Annotated in this window: 20 protein-coding genes; 12 read left to right on the forward strand and 8 right to left on the reverse strand. The window is 42.4% G+C overall.

Annotation, left to right across the window (positions count from 1 at the left end):
- Positions 1 to 12: 12 nt before the first annotated feature.
- Entirely contained in the window at positions 13 to 2,826 is a 2,814-nt protein-coding gene (locus ONT18_RS16620) for a M16 family metallopeptidase (RefSeq protein ID WP_264907125.1), read from the forward strand.
- A 71-nt stretch (positions 2,827 to 2,897) separates the two neighbouring features.
- Here the strand turns inward: ONT18_RS16620 and ONT18_RS16625 are convergent, their stop codons facing one another.
- From ONT18_RS16625 to ONT18_RS16635, 3 genes are all read right to left on the reverse strand, one after another.
- Complete coding sequence (locus ONT18_RS16625; protein ID WP_264907127.1) at positions 2,898 to 4,019, reverse strand: 4Fe-4S binding protein; 1,122 nt, start codon at positions 4,017 to 4,019, stop codon at positions 2,898 to 2,900.
- A gap of 32 nt (positions 4,020 to 4,051) precedes the next feature.
- Complete coding sequence (locus ONT18_RS16630) at positions 4,052 to 4,462, reverse strand: FMN-binding protein (RefSeq protein WP_264907129.1); 411 nt, start codon at positions 4,460 to 4,462, stop codon at positions 4,052 to 4,054.
- A 157-nt stretch (positions 4,463 to 4,619) separates the two neighbouring features.
- Complete coding sequence (locus ONT18_RS16635) at positions 4,620 to 4,793, reverse strand: hypothetical protein (protein WP_264907131.1); 174 nt, start codon at positions 4,791 to 4,793, stop codon at positions 4,620 to 4,622.
- A 442-nt stretch (positions 4,794 to 5,235) separates the two neighbouring features.
- On the opposite strand from ONT18_RS16635, the gene ONT18_RS16640 reads away from it, so the two are divergent.
- Positions 5,236 to 5,829, forward strand: a complete 594-nt coding sequence (locus tag ONT18_RS16640; RefSeq protein WP_264907133.1) for a Panacea domain-containing protein — start codon at positions 5,236 to 5,238, stop codon at positions 5,827 to 5,829.
- Positions 5,820 to 6,116 (forward strand): hypothetical protein, encoded by a 297-nt coding sequence (locus tag ONT18_RS16645; protein WP_264907135.1) that lies wholly within the window; start codon positions 5,820 to 5,822, stop codon positions 6,114 to 6,116. Before ONT18_RS16640 ends, ONT18_RS16645 begins: the two co-directional genes overlap by 10 nt.
- Before the next feature lie 614 nt (positions 6,117 to 6,730).
- On the opposite strand, the gene ONT18_RS16650 is transcribed toward ONT18_RS16645, so the two are convergent.
- Both ONT18_RS16650 and ONT18_RS16655 read right to left on the reverse strand, forming a co-directional pair.
- Positions 6,731 to 7,633: an IS3 family transposase gene (locus ONT18_RS16650; RefSeq protein WP_264905033.1), complete on the reverse strand. Its 903-nt coding sequence runs from the start codon at positions 7,631 to 7,633 to the stop codon at positions 6,731 to 6,733.
- Positions 7,634 to 7,635: 2 nt separating this feature from the next.
- On the reverse strand, positions 7,636 to 8,073 hold the full coding sequence (locus tag ONT18_RS16655) for a transposase (RefSeq protein WP_089543290.1): 438 nt from the start codon (positions 8,071 to 8,073) through the stop codon (positions 7,636 to 7,638).
- Between the two features lie 288 nt (positions 8,074 to 8,361).
- Between ONT18_RS16655 and ONT18_RS16660 the strand changes: the two genes are divergently transcribed.
- The 3 genes from ONT18_RS16660 (at position 8,362) to ONT18_RS16670 (ending at position 10,462) form a co-directional block, all read left to right on the forward strand.
- Positions 8,362 to 9,348 carry a hypothetical protein gene (locus ONT18_RS16660; RefSeq protein WP_264907137.1) on the forward strand — a complete coding sequence of 329 codons (987 nt, stop codon included), beginning with the start codon at positions 8,362 to 8,364 and terminating at the stop codon, positions 9,346 to 9,348.
- 350 nt (positions 9,349 to 9,698) lie between these two features.
- On the forward strand, positions 9,699 to 9,902 hold the full coding sequence (locus tag ONT18_RS16665) for a hypothetical protein (protein ID WP_264907139.1): 204 nt from the start codon (positions 9,699 to 9,701) through the stop codon (positions 9,900 to 9,902).
- Positions 9,893 to 10,462, forward strand: coding sequence for a hypothetical protein (locus tag ONT18_RS16670; protein ID WP_264907141.1), 570 nt, complete (start codon positions 9,893 to 9,895; stop codon positions 10,460 to 10,462). Before ONT18_RS16665 ends, ONT18_RS16670 begins: the two co-directional genes overlap by 10 nt.
- Positions 10,463 to 10,510: 48 nt before the next feature.
- On the opposite strand, the gene ONT18_RS16675 is transcribed toward ONT18_RS16670, so the two are convergent.
- Complete coding sequence (locus tag ONT18_RS16675) at positions 10,511 to 11,005, reverse strand: 3'-5' exonuclease (RefSeq protein ID WP_022120554.1); 495 nt, start codon at positions 11,003 to 11,005, stop codon at positions 10,511 to 10,513.
- A 704-nt stretch (positions 11,006 to 11,709) separates the two neighbouring features.
- On the opposite strand from ONT18_RS16675, the gene ONT18_RS16680 reads away from it, so the two are divergent.
- The 6 genes from ONT18_RS16680 to ONT18_RS16705 all read left to right on the forward strand — a co-directional run bounded on the left by ONT18_RS16680 (position 11,710) and on the right by ONT18_RS16705 (position 16,605).
- The gene (locus ONT18_RS16680; protein ID WP_254971085.1) at positions 11,710 to 12,354 is read left to right on the forward strand and encodes a tetratricopeptide repeat protein; all 645 of its coding nucleotides are present in this window, start codon (positions 11,710 to 11,712) and stop codon (positions 12,352 to 12,354) included.
- Between the two features lie 16 nt (positions 12,355 to 12,370).
- Positions 12,371 to 13,126 carry a hydroxyethylthiazole kinase gene (gene thiM / locus ONT18_RS16685; RefSeq protein WP_264907145.1) on the forward strand — a complete coding sequence of 252 codons (756 nt, stop codon included), beginning with the start codon at positions 12,371 to 12,373 and terminating at the stop codon, positions 13,124 to 13,126.
- Between the two features lie 549 nt (positions 13,127 to 13,675).
- Positions 13,676 to 14,008, forward strand: a complete 333-nt coding sequence (locus ONT18_RS16690; RefSeq protein WP_118255998.1) for a hypothetical protein — start codon at positions 13,676 to 13,678, stop codon at positions 14,006 to 14,008.
- Positions 14,009 to 14,468: 460 nt separating this feature from the next.
- A complete protein-coding gene (locus tag ONT18_RS16695; protein WP_117729532.1) occupies positions 14,469 to 15,188 on the forward strand; it encodes a DUF6088 family protein in 720 nt (239 codons plus the stop codon).
- A complete protein-coding gene (locus ONT18_RS16700; protein WP_264907149.1) occupies positions 15,185 to 16,195 on the forward strand; it encodes a nucleotidyl transferase AbiEii/AbiGii toxin family protein in 1,011 nt (336 codons plus the stop codon). The genes ONT18_RS16695 and ONT18_RS16700 overlap by 4 nt, the downstream gene beginning before the upstream one ends.
- A 116-nt stretch (positions 16,196 to 16,311) precedes the next feature.
- On the forward strand, positions 16,312 to 16,605 hold the full coding sequence (locus tag ONT18_RS16705) for a hypothetical protein (protein WP_006848190.1): 294 nt from the start codon (positions 16,312 to 16,314) through the stop codon (positions 16,603 to 16,605).
- Between the two features lie 49 nt (positions 16,606 to 16,654).
- On the opposite strand, the gene msrA is transcribed toward ONT18_RS16705, so the two are convergent.
- Together msrA and ONT18_RS16715 are read right to left on the reverse strand one after the other, a co-directional pair.
- Positions 16,655 to 17,134: a peptide-methionine (S)-S-oxide reductase MsrA gene (msrA, locus tag ONT18_RS17355; protein WP_367398945.1), complete on the reverse strand. Its 480-nt coding sequence runs from the start codon at positions 17,132 to 17,134 to the stop codon at positions 16,655 to 16,657.
- A gap of 565 nt (positions 17,135 to 17,699) precedes the next feature.
- A complete protein-coding gene (locus ONT18_RS16715) occupies positions 17,700 to 18,062 on the reverse strand; it encodes an MBL fold metallo-hydrolase (protein ID WP_367398943.1) in 363 nt (120 codons plus the stop codon).
- Positions 18,063 to 18,098 lie beyond the last annotated feature (36 nt).

Consider the following 18,098-nt stretch of genomic DNA (forward strand, 5'->3'; position numbering starts at 1 on the left):
AAAGAAAAATTTATGAAGAATCAGTTTTTGGGATTATTCCTTCTCTCTTTGTTTCCAGCTTCATTGTTCGCTCAGACTGTGGAGCAGGACACTTCCGTGCGACAGGGCAAATTGAAGAATGGACTGACTTACTATATACGACATAATAATAAAGAGGCAGGCCTTGCCGATTTCTATATTGCCCAGCGCGTAGGTTCCATCCTTGAGGAACCCCGTCAGCGTGGACTGGCTCATTTTCTGGAGCACATGGCTTTTAATGGTACCAAGCATTTCCCTGGCAAGGGGAAGAAGTTGGGAATCGTGCCTTGGTGTGAAACCATAGGTGTTAAGTTTGGAGCCAACCTGAATGCCTATACATCTGTAGATCAGACAGTCTATCACATCGGGTCTGCCCCTGTCAAGCGTGAGGGCATTATCGATTCGTGTCTTCTGGTACTCAACGACTGGAGCCAGTATATCAATCTCGAACCTAAGGAGATAGACAAGGAACGTGGTGTTATTCATGAAGAGTGGAGAAACCGGCGTACCGGTATGGCCATGCAGCGCATGATGGAGAATGTGATGCCAAAAATCTACAAGGGAAGCAAATATGAAGATTGTATGCCTATCGGCAGTATGGATGTTGTTGATAACTTTCCTTACAGAGATTTGCGCGACTATTATCAGAAGTGGTACAGGCCTGATCTTCAGGCCATCGTGGTTGTGGGCGACTTCGATGTGGATATGATGGAGAAGAAAATCCAGAAACTTTTCGGTAAGATCAAAGCCCATAAGAATCCTGCAGAGCGTGTCTATTATCCCGTAAACAACAACGACAAGATGATAGTTGCCATTGAGAAGGACAAGGAGCAGCCTATTATCATCGGTCATCTCTACATGAAAACCGATGCCACTCCTGACAGCGAAAAGAGCCAGGTAAAGTATCAGCGTGATGACTATGTAAGCGGACTCATTACTTACATGCTCAATGACCGTCTCTCAGAAAAGAAACAGGTGGCAAATCCTCCATTCATGAGTGCTACCGTAAGGAATGGTGCTTTTTTTGTTTCCCGTACCAAGGATGCCTTCAGTATGAGCATCAGCTGCAAGCAGGATCACGTACTCGGTGGTATCTACGAGGCTGTGGGTGAAATAGAACGTGCCCGCCAGCATGGTTTTACAGAGAGTGAACTGGAACGTGCCAAGAAACTCTATCTCAATGCAGCAGAACGAAAACTGAAGATGGAGAAGGATTATCGCAACGCCCATTACGTAAGCCAGTGTGTGGATCATTTCCTTGAAGGAGAGCCTATCCTTACTCCAGCCTATAATCTGCAACTGGTAAAGCAGTTTGATGGTGAAGTAACCCTGGCTGAGGTTAATCAGTCTGTAGGTAACATCATTACGGATAAAAACCAGGTATTTGTGATGTATGGCCCAGATAAGGAAGGATTTGTTATTCCTTCAGAATCAGAAATAGAAGCTACGGTACTTGCTGCCCAGAAAAAGCAATATGAACCGTATCAGGAGGAAAAGATTCCTTCTACGTTGATATCTGCCTTGCCAAAACCGGGCAAGATTGTGTCTGAAAAACCATACGGCAAGTTTGGCATGACAGAGATTACGCTTAGTAATGGTATGAAGGTTTACGTAAAACCTACCGACTATCAGGCAGACCAGGTAATGATGAGCATACGCGCTGAAGGTGGAACCTCACTTTACGGAAATGAGGATATTCCTAATTTCTCTCTCTTGACAAGTGCCATCACAGAAGCGGGTGTAGGCGACTTTTCAGCTACTGCTTTGCGTAAGGCTTTGGCAGGGAAGTCAATCAGGCTGACTCCATCCATCAGTAGTGAAGGCCAGCGTATAGCAGGCTCATCTTCTGTAAAGGATATGGAAACCATGCTCCAGCTGGCACACCTTTATTTCATGGCACCCCGTAAAGACAGTGTGGCATTTGAGGGTTTGAAGAATCGAACGCTGTCATTTCTGAAAAACCGTAATGCAAGTTCCAAGGTGGTTTACAATGACTCCCTTTCTGCCGTTCTCTATGACCATAACCTGCGTATGGCTCCTGTCACCGATGAGGTTCTTGCCAAGGCTGATTACGGGCGCATTATGGAAATCTATCGTGAACGCTTCAGCGATGCTAGCAATTTCAAAACCGTTTTCATCGGAAAGATAGACATGGCAGAACTTCGTCCTTTACTCTGTCAGTATCTGGCTACCTTGCCTTCGACCTATAAGAAGGAGGAGACAGACAAGAAAAACGTTCCGCAGATTGTTATGAAGAACGAAAAGGTAAAGTTTGTTCATCAGCAGGAAACACCGCTTGCCAACGTGAGCGTGTTCTATACGGGCAACGTACCGTTCTCACCAAAGAACGATCTGGTGTTGGATGTCCTGACCCGCGTGTTGCAGATAGCCTATACAGATTCTGTAAGAGAGGAGAAGGGAGGTACCTATGGAGTAGGAGTCAGTTTCAATCTTGAGAAGGAAGCCCTTCCTAATGCTTTGCTCCGCATTACCTACAAGAGTGATCCGAAACGCTATGAAGAGCTGAACCCTATTATCTACCAGCAACTGCAGAATATTGCTGATAAGGGTCCTTTAGCCAGCAGTATAGATAAGGTGAAGAAATATCTGAAAAAACAATACCAGCAGATGATTATCACCAACGACTACTGGAGTTATGTTATCTGGCATGAGTTGGATGATGATGCCGATTTTGATAAAGATTACTATAAGATGGTGGATTCTCTTACTTCTGAAGAGGTGCAACAGATGGCACAGACTCTGCTCAAACAGAATCATCGGATAGAGGTAACAATGCTGTCTGAGTAATAATCAGAATATTTCATTAAAAATAAGACCCGGCAAGAGAATAGCTGCAAGCTATCTCATGCCGGGATTTTTCATTTTACGATAGAAGTTTGAGCGAACTTTAGCAAAGTTCCCATTGGACATACAAAACGACAGTAGGGACGTGTGATTATAAAGGATATTGCGATGAAAAGAAGCGCAATCACAATCACTATCCATGAGGCAGAATGGAAGATAAATGCCGAGAATGGTTCAAAATCAGTCCATTCGCTCCAAACTCCTCCCCATATACATACCATCAATAATGCCCATATCATCTTGCGAAGCTTATCAAGCCGTTTTATAGTAACGGGTTTCATTTTTAACTTGTATTTCACGCATCTGCCAGCTATCTGTTGCAGGGAGCCATACGGACATACATGGGTACAGTAATGCGACTTCTTTCCAAAAAGCGGATAGATAAAGGCTGTTACCAGCATGACTATCGCTATGATGCTGACCGATATTTCCATGCCATGGGCTGCAAAGCCCAGCAGGAAGGTATAAGAAAGGCAGGTACCACACCAGAAGCCGAGCACAATGACATTCAGTATCAGTTGACAGAAATGGTATCTTCTGTTCTTGATAAACAATGGCAGAATGGCTGCCATCAGGACAACAGCTATCCCTATAATGTTTCTGAGAGAGAACAGGGAAGAGCTGTTGTTTTCGGAAGGACTTAAACTGCTGCTACCATTTTCTGATTCTTCAGTCGCTAAATGCGCTTTAGCATACAGAAGTCCCTGATGCATGTTTCCGATGATAGCTTTGGATGAGAAAGTAGCACCTGTGACAGCATCCACCTTCATATCCATAGCTTTGTCTATCGTTTTACCTTTCCATTTTTCAAACAGAGTAGAGGCATTGTCAAAGAATTCCTTGGTCTCATCATTCTTTAATGCAATGATATTTTCTACAACGCCATTCCTGATTACTATTTTGAGTGGAACCTTTCCTCCATATCCCATGATGTTGGATGCTAGAACAGAAGTATTAATCTCTGCTCTTCCGTTTCCAAACATGCGTAGCGTGTCGTTGCTTGCAGTTTCTGCCTTCTGTTCAGATTTGAGAGAGTATCCAAACAGTTCATGATGCTTTGTGATGGCAAGTGCTGAAACAATAATCAGACAAATGAAAAGATTTACAACCTGTTTTATCCGGAAAAATGATTTCATATTACACTTAATCCTTTCTTTCCTGTTTTCTCTTATTTATGTTTCAGGTAATAAGTAATACCGCGTTTTACGTTTTCTTTCACAGCTTTACTTGAGAAAGTGGCTCCAGTAACGCCATCTACTTGGACTGAAGCGGCCTTGCTGACTTTCATGCCGTTCCATTTATTGAGCAACCCCTGTTTTACCTTATTGAAGAATTTAGGCGTTTCCTGGTTGGCAAGCGGTTTGATATCTATAATCTTTCCTTTCTTGATGTGGATGGAGAGAGGGGTGTTGCCACGAAATCCCCTTACATCTTTACCCAAAGTAGTGGTGTTGATAATGTAACTGCCATCTGCTTCTTTCGTCATAATCTCTGAATGAGAACTTTTGGTTGTTGCAGTCATGCTACCAATCAATCCTGTGCTCAGTAAGGCTGCTAAAATGAATATTCTTTTCTTCATAATTGTATTGATATTTCTATAATAGAATGCAAAATTACACAATTATTCTGTAATATACAAGACCCTATAGAAAAATCATCATTTTTAGGTATAGCCCTTCCAATGATGAGAATGAACCTTCCATTGCTATGGTAGGCAGAATCTGTCTTCCCAAATCTCATCCAAATATCAAAAAAGCTAGAAAATACTTCTCGGTATTATAGCTGTAGTAGGAGATAACGATGGCATGGTTGTTACGCATGGCCTTGATGATGTCTTCCTGAAAGTTTCTGCCAGAAGGCATATCTTTCAAAAGGACTCGTTCCTTGAGCTTGCGGCTGTTGCTGACCATAGCATTGAGAGAGAAGGCATTGAGCATCCAACTTCGGGTACTTCCTTCCTCGAAGCAGTCGCCATACTCTATGTAATAACGATAGCCGCTGCCACAGCGGACAAAATGGCTCTGTTTTATATTAGAAAAGCGGACAAAAATATAATTAAACGTATGATAGACAGATGCTTAGACGATTTCTTTAAAAAACATGGTGATTAAAAAAACGATAAGTCCAGAGCGATACAGCAATGAGGAACCAAATATAACTTTTTTCAAAACTGATAGGTGTAACTACTAGTAATATAGTAGAGACGCTGTCTTGGTGATATACGAATCGTTGCTGCAACGAAAAAAATCCGTGAGATCTGTGGGACATTAGAACAAGAATCAAAAACTCCTCCAAAAATTTGATAGTTTCACAGAAAACTCTTATATTTGCAGTCAAAAAGGAGATACAATAATGAAGACAATAGAACAGATTTTGAAAATAAAGGCAGTAGTGCTTTATATACTGAAAGCATTCCCAGAAGGAGTTGATTATATTCATCTCTTTAAGGTAATGTATTTTGCGCAGCAAGATCAGTTGAAAGAGTATGGATTGCCAATCATGTACGATACCTTTGTTGCAAGAAAGCATGGTCCTGTACCTGCTTTAACCTATAAGGTGTTACGTGGTATTGAAGCCAAGGCAGACCTTTCTTCGCCAGAATTGAAGGATTTTGCAGATTCATTGAATATAGCCATCTCTCAGGATGGTCATCAACTTGTTCTAGCTTCCAAGAATGCGGAATACGATATGGATGAACTGTCTGTAGCTGATGTGAAGATGTTGGATAAATGGATTGAAAAGTGCAAGGATGTAGAATCCTTTGACCTATCCGATAAGTCACATGAAGACAGAGCTTGGAAACGTGCAAAACGTCAGGCTGACAAGACAGGTGAGGACTCCAAGATAACCATGTATGATATGGCAGCTGCGGCAGGAGCAAGCAAAGACATGCTATGTGTAATTTGCGACCGTCAATCAGTTCAAAAAGCATTGTCATGGATTTAAGGGAGTTGCAGAAAAACTATCTTGATAATCTCCGTAAGGTTACCGAAGATAAATTAGAAATAGGTTCGTTGGTACGAACAGTTATTTCAATAGAAGAAGGCTTGGTTTTCAAGGATGGAAGAAAGCAGAAACCAAAGAAGTTAGTAATTATCGGAGTAGATAAAGTGAAAAAAGTATGTTATGGTTCTGTATTGGTTAATACAAAAATGATGGTCTCAACCAGCAATCCGTCCCATGCATTCCCTATCATCAAGCTATACAAGGCGCCTCTAATCAGCAAGCTGTAATAAGGCGGTCCCAATTCCATCAAAGCTGCGCAATGTTTCTTCTGATCCACAGTTTGAAGAATGGGTCGTTGAAAGATACGGTATCTCCATCCACAGTTCTACCGAATTCAAATGGATTTTCTATCATAATCGTTTTTTTTTCGTTATTATTGAATGTAAAGATAGTAATAATCTTCTTAGTAAGAAACATCTTAGTAAGAACTTTATTACTAATTAACATTTTAGTTGTGATATTGGTTAATTATCTTTCCATATATTGCTTTTTACTGAAAATATATTGAAAATTAGCGAGATAGCAAAATATGTCACATTTTTATGAGGGACTTTTTGAAAGATGAACACACTTTTATGAGGGACTTTTGGGGCTACATATACACTTTTATGAGGGACTTTGTCTTATACGTGAAAAAGTTGTCACCTTTAGGATGGTTAAACTAAATATGTTACTATCTATTTTTCTTATCACTAAATGAGTTACGCATTTTTAATTTTATCACTATATGGGTTGTCAGCGAATCCCCATTATACCTAACTAGGTTACTCTTTTTAAGGAGCTATCCCTAGAAAGGTTACGGTGATGATATTCTTTCAAATGCAAAGATACACATTTTCAACTAATTAGAAGAATTTTCCCAAGGATTTTTCCACATTTTCTGCTGTGGCCCCGCTTGAGTATGTGCAACAGATGGTGTTTGATTACCGATACTCATATGCGGTCTTTCGTCGTTATAAAACGCAATAATCCTGGTCAGTTCCTTCTTACATACTTTACGAGTAGGAATTGTCATCCTATAAAGCCATTCCGTTTTTAAAATGCCGTTTGCACGTTCTGCTATGGCATTCTCCAAAGGATCTCCTGTTTGAGTCATACTTATTTGTGAGCCATGACTTTTTAGGATAGACACATAATTCTGACTGCAATACTGGCTTCCTCTGTCAGAGTGATGGATGAGTCCTTTTGCAGTTTCTTCATCAATGCTTTTATATGCCATTTTAAGCGCTTCTAATGGATATACAGTTTCTAATGTTGGACCAACAGCCCATCCAACGATTTTATGGGAATACAGGTCTGTTATAAGCGAGAGGTAGCACACACCTTCATTGGTTTCAACATAGGTGATGTCACTTGCCCAAATCTGGTTCGGACGGGTAGGAACTACTCCCTTAATCAAGTTTGGATATTTGCGGTAATTATGGTCGGAATCTGTTGTCTTATAGCGCCTACGGCGCTTTATACGCACCATGAGCCCATGCTTACGCAGCATCTCAATAAATGCGTCACGACCAGGGAAACAGCCTGTATCCTCAAACATCTGTTTCAATATGGCATGCAACTTTACAGCTCCTAAGCCAGGATTTGACTTACGATACTCACGTGCCTTTTCAATGATGATAGACTCAATGACATCTTCAGCAAAGCCGTCAGAGACATTGCGCTTATTATATGCTTGCCGGGTGAAACCAAACAGCCCACATAGAGTGCCTAAACCTTGGCTCTGGCACTCTGTGCGGAGCAAGCTTACTGTTTGGTACCAGATTTTTTTCTCACAGGAATATTGAAGGTTTCTTCTGCGAGGTCAATCATGGTGGAGAATGCCTTAGAGCGAAGCTTCTCTAACTCCAAAGCCTTGCGGAGACGCTTAATCTCTGCATCTTTCTCTTTCAACTGTTCATTTGTTGTCTTTGCCATATCGTCACGGTTTTGGTCTTCTGGCGGCAAAGATAACAAATCTTTTTCATTTAAGAACTTATCCATCCAAGAAAATAGCACTGTACGACTGCTTATATAGTATTTCTTGATGATTTCTTCTGCTGGGAGCCCACTCTCCATATACTCTCGAACTATCATGATACGATCATCATCTGTAAAAGAGTAGCTATTCAACTCTACCTCACGGGTCTCAAACCAACCAGTGTCCTCATTATACACACGTTCAATTCTTGTCTTACGTTTCATTGTCACTTCTGTTTGTTCCTAAGTGACAACCTTTTTCAGGGAAGTACACTTTCTGTTATGCAACTGATGGTGTTTGATTGCCTTTCATAGCCATTGACGACTATTCTGCTGCCGTGTTGACTGAGGAGCAAAGAGAGCAGCTTCTTGCCCTCTCAGATGACTTGCCCGGCTTGCTTGAAAGGTTGGATGCCAGGAAACATGTTCGAGACAAGGAAAATAACTTGACAGAGGTGTTGTCGGAGTATTTCCTTAAATCATATCTATCATCAATATTATAATTGCAATCAAATGATTAAGACATTAAGCGACTACAATCTTTTAGAGAGCGAGGAATTGAAGGATTCCATCAATACGCTCTTCCTGGAGTTGCGTAGCAAGCTCCCGGAATTCTTTAAGGAGGTTCCTCTACCTACGATTCCTCATGAGGATTACGTGGAAGTTGTCATACCTGCTTCCAAACAGGTTATAATGGAGGATTTGGTAGAGTGGTTAGAGAAGAAACTTGGGCTTCACATCCTCTATGCCAGCAAGCAGAACTATGGCAAGCTGTTAAAGGCGGCAGCTTATTCCACATCGGTGCCCTTTGTATTCCACTATTGCATAAAGCCTAAGGCTGCCAGCTCTGATAAGTGGCGCAACTTCTATAGTTTCCTGTCTGCCCGAATGCCTTGGCTGAAAAGGAAGGCGCTTGCCGTAAAGGTATGGATCTCCTATGTATATCACAAGATGTATAGAAGTGACAACGGAAGAAAATTCTTTACATTGGTTCTTGTCATTTGTATGCTGGTGTTTCAGGTGGTGGACTTTCATGCAGCCAAGGAAGCCTGTTCGTTTCAGGTGGAATGGGCAGCCAAAGGGAAGGCTTTGAGCCTTACACCTTATGATATAGGATTGCCTGGCATTGATGGTAAGGTTGAACTGGATCCCAAGGCGTTCATGGAGAACATCCTTTATCCGTTTCAGACCTCTCTCTGGGTTTACATGGTGGCTTTGATGATGACGTTGCTGCTGTTTTCCTATAGGCTTGCCGACCTTAATCCTACTCATGGCCGGTATGGTTTATCCGTTCAAGCAGCTTCCGCCTGTTCCCGGGATGAAAAGCAGGTGGCGCAGCTGGTGAAGGCATGGGGATGGAGTCGCCCGGCGGTGCTGGCTTTTGTTGACCAGCTTCAAAAGTATGAGATTCTGGAGGTGTGCAACATGGTAACCAGTAAGGTGGTGCATTTGAAGCCCAGCATCTTTAGCTCCGGGCTTTCTCCAACTCCTGGTGGATAGCCTCTCTTCAGCCCTCTTTCCTGGAAGATGGGCACGATGGATCAATCTGGTTTTCGGCTTCGGTCAGGTGCCCTGCCATATCAGGAAAACTGCTTCTATCGAAGGCTCGTTTTCCAGGGGCGCTTGCGCCGGAAACCGCACTTTTTTACATCAGGGGGGAGCCTAATCCCCGGTTTCATGGCTAACGCTTTGAAACACGGAGGCTTACCTGCCAATTTCTTGGCGACTTCGTGCGGCAAGCCGAGGTAAGCGATTAGGCTTAGGGAAAGTCCCTAAGAACCCTTTAGTTCCTGCTGACAAACAATGGAAGTTATGGCAAAAAAGTACTCGACATTAGAGCCGGAAAAGGTATGACAACCTCTCAGAGCAATGAGTTTCTGCGCAATGCTAATGGTGGCGAAAGGTTGAAGCGTTGGAGCGGCAACTATGATTCTACTCGCGAGCACCTGAATTTTGAGATTAAGAAAGGTGGGGTGATTTGTGAGGTGGACAAGAAAACATCTGTCCCAAAAAGAATCAAGATGCTGCTTGAGGAACGAAAGATTTGGGATTGAAGACGGATGGTCTCAGAATTTACAGCAGTCTTCACAATGACATCGCTAAGATTAATCAGAAGTATGGTCTGGAGCGTGGTGATAGAATTTCTGAAACAGGAGCCCGGCATCGTTCCACGGAGGAATACCACGCAGAGCTTCGGGAAAAATTAATGAGTGAGAATGAGCAGCTATCTCAAACCATCGAGGGGCAGCAGACTGTTATCAGGGAGCAGCGCGCTACTTTGAGTGGCTTGGAGAAAGACATCAAACATGCCACTGCCAGGTTCAAGGCCCTTCAGACCATGATTGCCAATTTGGAGTCTAAGAAGAATCGGTTGTTGGAGGAGGTTGAGCAACTCAAGCGAGACCGTGATTCCGGAAAGATTAGTGCAGAAGAGGCAAAGATCAGGCTTGATAGGATTCAGAAGGAACTGGAAGAGGTGGATGAGAAAATTGCTGACAAGACTCAAAAACTTCATACTGCAGAGTTACAGCTTGCCCAGTTGCAAACCAAGACCCTCTCGGCTGAGAGAAAGAGTGCTTCACGGTATGAACCCGTGAAAGCAACTCCCTTGTAGTGCTATTGTCATTTTTGTGACAAAAAACATTAAAATGAGTTGTAAGAGTTATAGTAGTTCCCTGGCAATCCAAGCACAAGCCTCTGCGTCAGCCAGGGCATTATGGTGTTGGGTTAGGTCGTACCCGCAATAAGCAGCTACGGTTTGTAGTTGGTGGTTGGGTAGGAGAGATCCCAACTTTCTTCTGGAGGCTCGGCATGTGCAATGGAACTCATAATCGGGATAGTCCATCTGATACATTTGGAACACAGACTTCAGGCATCCCTCGTCAAAGGGAGAGTTGTGAGCCACCAATGGCAATCCCTCAATCTTTGGCTGAATCTCAGCCCATACCTCTGGAAATACCCTGGCGTTCATGGTATCCTCCATGGTTAGTCCATGTACCCTTGTATTCCAATAGGAATAATACTCAGGCTCTGGCTTGATGAGACTGTAGTAGCTATCCACAATCTCACCATCCCTTACTATCACAATGCCTACGGAGCAAACGCTGGTTCGTTGCTGGTTGGCAGTCTCAAAATCTATCGCTGCAAAATTCTTCATGAGTGCAAAGTTACTAATTATATATGTATTATCCAAATTTTTAATATTTATATATCCATACTGGTATGCCATTTTGCTCCAATTGTCATGACAGTTTTTGACGGAAATCAAGAAATCATACCCTTGACAGCATTTTCTTCCCGAAAAATTGTGTGCGCACACAAAAAGGCATTATCTTTGCACTCGAAAAGATTGAATAACGAATAATTAAAGTAAAGAAAGGGTAACATTATGATGGTATTAGGAATGACATTGGCAGTTGCAGCTGCTCTTTTTGCAGAGGTTGTAAATGTAAACAAGAAGATTAGCCTCGGCAAGTAAGCAAGCTTTGAGAGGCATCCATAGGATGCTTCCAATGAAGCTTCTCTAATGGATATTAGATGAGGTAAAGAAGATGTAGATAAGGATAACAGATTGATATAGAGAAAGGATAAGATTATGATGATTTTAGGAATGATTTTAGCTTTGGTCGTTGCAGCATGCGCTGAGTATGGTGCAAGATCCAACATGAAGAACTTCGCTTAACAGGCGATGTTTCATGAAAATTTGAGAGAATTGTAGAAAGAAGTTTCCATATATATTATAGAGATGGCAGTTGTAGGCGTTTGTGAAGATGCTTGCAGCTGCCTTTTCTTTTTGTATCTTTAGGGTGTCGAAATTCAAAATTAAAGTTGTACCTTTGCACCCAAGTTGAGATTACAGAAATGAAAAAGGAACGTGAAACGGCAAACAAATATCGTCAGCAAGCTCTTGAAGGAGATTTAATGGCGATGAACAACATGGGTGTCTGCTATGCGCAAGGCATCGGTGTTGTGGAGGATCATGTGATGGCATTTCAGTGGTACATGAAGGCTGCTGAACTGGGAGATACTTACGCATGCTACAATGTGGCAGAATGCTACTACCAGGGAGATGGAGTGGAACAGGACTTCGAAAGAGCTCTTCATTGGTATCTGATTGCAGCAGAGAAAGGAGATGTACAATCACAGGTTAACGCTGCCAATGCATTTTACCTGGGTCAGGGAACTAAAGAAGACCACGTAAAGGCTCACCAATGGTGGCTGAAAGCTGCTCAAAGGGGACATCTTCAGAGCCAAAAGAATGTAGGTGCCAACTATTGGAATGGAGATGGAGTAGAGAAGGATGACAGTTGGGCTGCCTTTTGGTATGAAATGGCAGGTCAGCAAGGTGATGCACAGGCTCAGTTCTCTACCGGATGGTTCTATATGACCGGTACAGGCGTTAAACAGGACAAGCGCAAGGGACTCAAATGGATTCACAGAGCCACTGCCCAAGGATTTGAGCATGCCAAACAATGGTGCAGGGACAATGGGTACAGTATATATTAATAATGTAGTGAAACAAATGAAGACAGATTTACGATTGATACAAGAGCAGCAGCCTCTCATACACAACATAACCAATTATGTGGCTATGAACTTTGTTGCCAACAGCCTATTGGCTATTGGAGCATCACCAATCATGGCGCGTGCCGAGGAAGAAGTGGAGGAAATCAGTAGCAAGAGCAATGCCTTGGCTCTCAACCTGGGTGTTCCGGAAAGCACCACTGCTCACTCGATGATACTGGCAGGGGAAGCTGCCATGAAAAAAAGAATTCCTATCGTATTTGATGTGGTTGGAGTAGGAGCCACCCGCTTTCGTATGGATATAGCATCACAGATTATCCTCAGGTGTCACCCTACAGTCATCAAGGGAAATGCCAGTGAGATTCAGGCATTGTACTCTCACCAGATAGGCATGCAGGGAGTGGACAGTCGCCAGGAAACCTATGAGGTTGAGAAACAGGCTAAGAAACTGGCTCAGCAACTTTCCTGTATCATAGTTGTAACTGGAGCCATAGACTTCATCACGGATGGCGAAAGAATGGCTTATGTTCATGAAGGACATTCCATGATGAGCAAGGTTACTGCAATGGGATGTACTGCCACTGGTATCGTTGGGGCATTCCTTGCTGTGAACTCCGATCCTCTGGAAGCATCTTTTCATGCCATGAAAGCCATGGGAATTGCCGGAGAAAGGGCAGCTTCCCAGTCTAGAGGAACCGGTAGCATGATGATTAACTTCCTCGACGAACTCAGCAATCTTATGGCTTATGACTAGGATTATCAAAATCAAGAGACGTTCCTTCATGAAAAGCTTCATTGCAATCAATCTCTTTGGCATGATTGTTACTTGCGAAGATCTTTCTAAAGTGGAACTCAACCATGAGCTCATACATACGGCCCAAGCAAGGGAGTTGTTGTATATCCCATTCTACCTCTGGTACATCATAGAATGGTTTTTCTTATATCTCAGATATCGGGATTGGATGCGGGCATATTACAACATCAGGTTTGAAAAGGAAGCCTATGCTCACCAAGAAGACCTGGAATATTTAAATCGAAGGAAGCATTATTGCTATAGATGATGTTACGTGGTGCCATAATCTTGCTATTCCCCAGTTTTTTGGGGAATAGTTCTACACCTTTTCCCCAAATTCCACAGGGGTAATTTATGGCGCACAAATTATAAGTCTCTGTATATCAAGCTTATCATCTTTTCTATTATCTTTTGGCATGCAGGTTGCAACTATGAATAGCGGGTTCGATAATGAATCCACAAAACAGAGTAAATAACAATAAATAGTAACAATTTAAAACAGATAAGATTATGAAGAAGTTCGTTTTTGCAGCTATCGCAGCTATGGTAATGGTTTCAGTAAGCAACGTATTTGCATCAAGCAAAATGATGATAGATAATTCTGAAGTAGTTCCAGTTGATACAGTAGCACCTGAAACTCCAAAGGATTCAGCAGAGATCAGCACACCTGTTTTGCCTCAGGCGGGTGCAGAGGATTCTACAGAGCAGGCGACTCCTGCAGAGACAACAGCAGAGTCTGTAGAAACAACCCAATCTGAGCAGCCAGCTGAGGTTCAGGAGACTCCACAGAAGAACGCCCAGCAGGAGTCAACAGAGATAGAACAGGCTGCTGTTTCAGAGTAACAAATATCTGATTTTCAATATAATTAAAACGCAGAGGTCTGCTGGCAGTAATGCCGGCAGATTTCTGCGTTTAATTTAATACATCTAATTATTCTTAAAAAAACTTGATAACCCATCTTATAATAAAGTAAATTATGTATTTTTGCATATCATAATTAAGATTAAAGCTATGACAAAGGTTTGTTTTCGCTGATTTTAACTGGCTCGGCAAAGCGGAGCTGGTAGGGGAGTTGTGCTATGAAAAAAACTGCCAAAATCTAGGATTTCGTTAGGAATCTTTAAATTTTTCACCAAAGGCTGCTGCAATGTGGGCTAAATTTGCTATGGAAAAACAAGGGAGGATGAAAGGATATTGAATGGATTATAGCATGAAAATAGTTAAAGAAATATATAAAAGTCAAGTTTATTGCGTAAAAAACAAGACTTTTATTAACTTTGCACTCGAAAATAGGAGATAAACATGGTTATAGCAAGTCTGATAAAGGAAAAATTGTCATTGACCCCTGCAGGGGTCGTATTGACAACAAGAGATTTTGGGGTGGAGATGCGGTATCAGCCGGCACTTGCCAAAGCTCTCAACCGTCTTGTGCACCAAGGCGAACTGCAAAAGATAGCAAAGGGAAAATACTATATTCCGAAGAAGACCATTTTTGGAAATCTGAAACCTGCAGATTCTGAACTTGTAAAAGACTTTCTGGAGCAAAATGGCAAGATTGTAGGCTACATTACCGGAACTGCCGCATTTGCATCCCTAGGGTTGACTACACAGATAAGCTCATCCATCCTTGTCGGCACAAATAAATATCGGAGACCTATCACAAGGAATGGCGTGAAAATATCTTTCTTGTTACAAGAGAACGCCATAACATCAAGCAATATTCCACTACTTAGAATATTGGATGCTCTGCGCCTTATAAAGGACATTCCTGCCACTTCACCAGATGAATGTGTGACGAATATTTGCAAAGCAATCAATACTCTTTCAATGGAACAGAAGCAAGAATTGGCAGAACTATCCTTGGCATACACACCTTATGTAAGAGCTTTGCTTGGAGCCATCTACGAGAACATGGGGCTTGAAACGGAAACCATCAGTAAAACATTGAATGGAGTGACCAGCTACAAGTTGCCAGTCTCCGACAAAGTATTATCAAACAAAAAAAACTGGAACATCATATGAGATTACATGAAAACAGGGATTTGTTCTCTGATGCATTGCAAGCAGCATCGCAACCTGTAGAAGATGGAGGACTCGGCATTAAGAGTATCTTTATAGAGAAAGACTATTGGATTTGTCGATCGTTGTCTTTGATGGCTGCGAACGACAAGGATAACCGTGCCATTTTCAAAGGAGGAACAAGTCTTACAAAAGCATATGGTATCGGTAGTAGATTCTCAGAAGACATAGATATTGCTATCTCTGAGGCATGGACGCTCAGCGGCAACCAATTGAAGATGCTGATCAAGAGAACAGCCAAAAGCATGACGAAAGGTCTGCAGGAAATGGATATGCCTGGTTTTACGAGCAAGGGGTCTCACTATCACAAGGCATACTATTCTTATCCACGAGCCATTGATACATTACAAGTAGGTGCTATCAAAGCAGGACAGTTGCTTGTCGAAATCAATTCATTTGCCAATCCATATCCTTTTCAGAAATGTAAACTGCAAAGCTTCTTGACCGAGTTCTTGCAAAAGACAGGCAACGAGAACTTGATAGAGGAATATGATATGCAACCTTTCGAGGTGAATGTTCTCGACAGGCGTAGGACATTGACAGAAAAATTGGTGTCATTACTTCGGTGTTCCTTGGCCGACAACTACATGTCGGAGTTGACAGCCAAGATACGTCATTTCTATGATTTGCATTTCCTCTTGAATGATGCTGAGACACAGGACTATTTGAAAAGTGACGCTTTCAAATTGGACTTCAGCAACTTGTTTGCACAAGACCAACAAAGATTTGACAAGCCCGAAGGATGGCAAAACAAAGACATTATGGATTCTCCTATCATCAGTGACCTGCATAATGTATGGTCAGTGTTAAGCAACGTCTATGCAAAAGAACTTCCTGACCTTGTCTACAAAGATATACCGACTATTGAGAGTATCGAAAATAGCATGGAGCAGTTGATTTCGTATTTGCCAAAATATTCAATAGCCATGACAAGAAAGGTAAAGCTATAGATACCAGCAAGATAAACAAGTATGTCCACCAGCTTCATGTCATCAAGGACGCAGAGATTATAGGAAAATACTCCGATGCAAGTTGGGTGTTAAAATGGTAAGAAAGGAGATTATTTATGTCACAAAAGAAGATATTCAGATGCCAGGATTGTGGGTACGAGACCGAAGTATATGAGGGACGTGGCTTCATGGGACAGCATATCGAAGCCATGTCTTGTCCTGACTGCAGAAACATAGTACCTCTTGTGGTGGGTGGAGTAATTGGTGATGCTGCACCTAGTTTTAATTCTCTTGTAGGAAGGCTATGTCTAAGATGTGGTTCTGACAGGATTCACAGGTGGGATATGCATACTTGCCCAAAGTGCGGGGGCAAGATGCAACCCACTGGCGAAGAAGAGTTTTGGACATGAAAATTCTAGCCTATATTTACCTCTTTGATATTTTGCTGAAAATTACTTCTCAGAATTTCTTTCTTCTCAGATGGCAATAAGGCTCACCACCTGTTTTTTCATAATAATGCTGGTGGTAGGCCTCGCCAATGTAGAATGTCTCCTCTGGCAGGAGCAAGGTATTGACCTCGTCACCCTTACTACGGAGAAGTTCCGTCACATGTTCGGCTGTCTGCTTCTGAGATTCATTACGATAGAAGATACAGCTGCGGTATTGTGGCCCCAAATCAGGACCAACACCATCGGTCTGTGCTGGGTCGTGAATCTCGAAGAAGAGTTTACATAAGCTCTCATATGAAACCTGTTGGGGATTGAACTCCACGATGACGGCCTCTACGTGATGCGTCTTGTGGTCTCGTACATCGGCATAGGAAGGAAAAGCCTCTTTGCCGCCGGTATATCCTACCAGGGTATTGAGTACGCCGGGCTGTTTCTGAAACTGATGTTGCGCGCCCCAGAAACATCCGCAGGCAAAGATGCCAACCTCTATACTGCAGTCTTCAGGCACATGATAGATGTCAACCTGAGAGCATTTTTCGATGGCTGCCTTAATCATTTCCAGTGCCTTGCCATGTTTCTTCTGAAGGTCTGGGTAGGCCTTACCTCTCTGAAAGTTATGTTGGAGGTCATTGTACTTCACTTGAAGTGCAATGGGATTTTGAGAATCGATAATGCTCTGCACATAATCAAAATAATCCGTTCCCGGCTGATGTGTAAGGATGCGAAGGGCATTCACTACACCTGTGGGAATACCTTCATGAAGCAAATCCTCAAAGGAGTAGGAGGTATCTTCTACCACATCATGCAGAAAGCCTGCCATCTTTTCCTCGTCTGTATGGCCCATCAAGCCCACTGTGAGTGGATGAAGGATAACAGGATAGCCATCACGATCAAGTTGACCGGCATGGGCTGACGTTGCTATACGGAGTGCTATATCAATTGGATTCATTGTTAATTATGTCATTCTATGTTTATAATTTTGTCGTATCTCTTGCTTTGCTAGTCCTGGAATGATCGCCTGCATGAAAGATACGCTTGCCTTCAACTTCTACTATTCAAGACACACCGCTATCATTACTACCGGCTGCAACTATCTTTATATTTTTGTCGCACCATGATTTTCCCTTTACCATCAAGACGTCAGCTTCGACCTTTTGGCCTCTGTGATGTCTGATGATGTCCTTGGAGAGTATGTAGGTAAAAGAGGTATGAGGGTAGCACTGGCGCCATGAAAAGATTTCCCGCGAGAAGTGATCTTCATGGAAATGACTTACAAGTACATACACAGGCTTACCCTTGGACAGAATCACCGGCATACAATCGGCGGGATCCATCCAATAATCGAAGACCAATACGCAGGATTGGGTCTCCACTGCAAAACCACTATGAAAGATATATGTCAGTTTCATGATTCTCATTCTGATTTACGATTGAATCTTTGAATTCTTTCTTGG

Origin of the sequence: Segatella copri, from assembly GCF_026015295.1 — a bacterium.
GTDB classification, from domain to species: Bacteria; Bacteroidota; Bacteroidia; order Bacteroidales; family Bacteroidaceae; genus Prevotella; species Prevotella copri_C.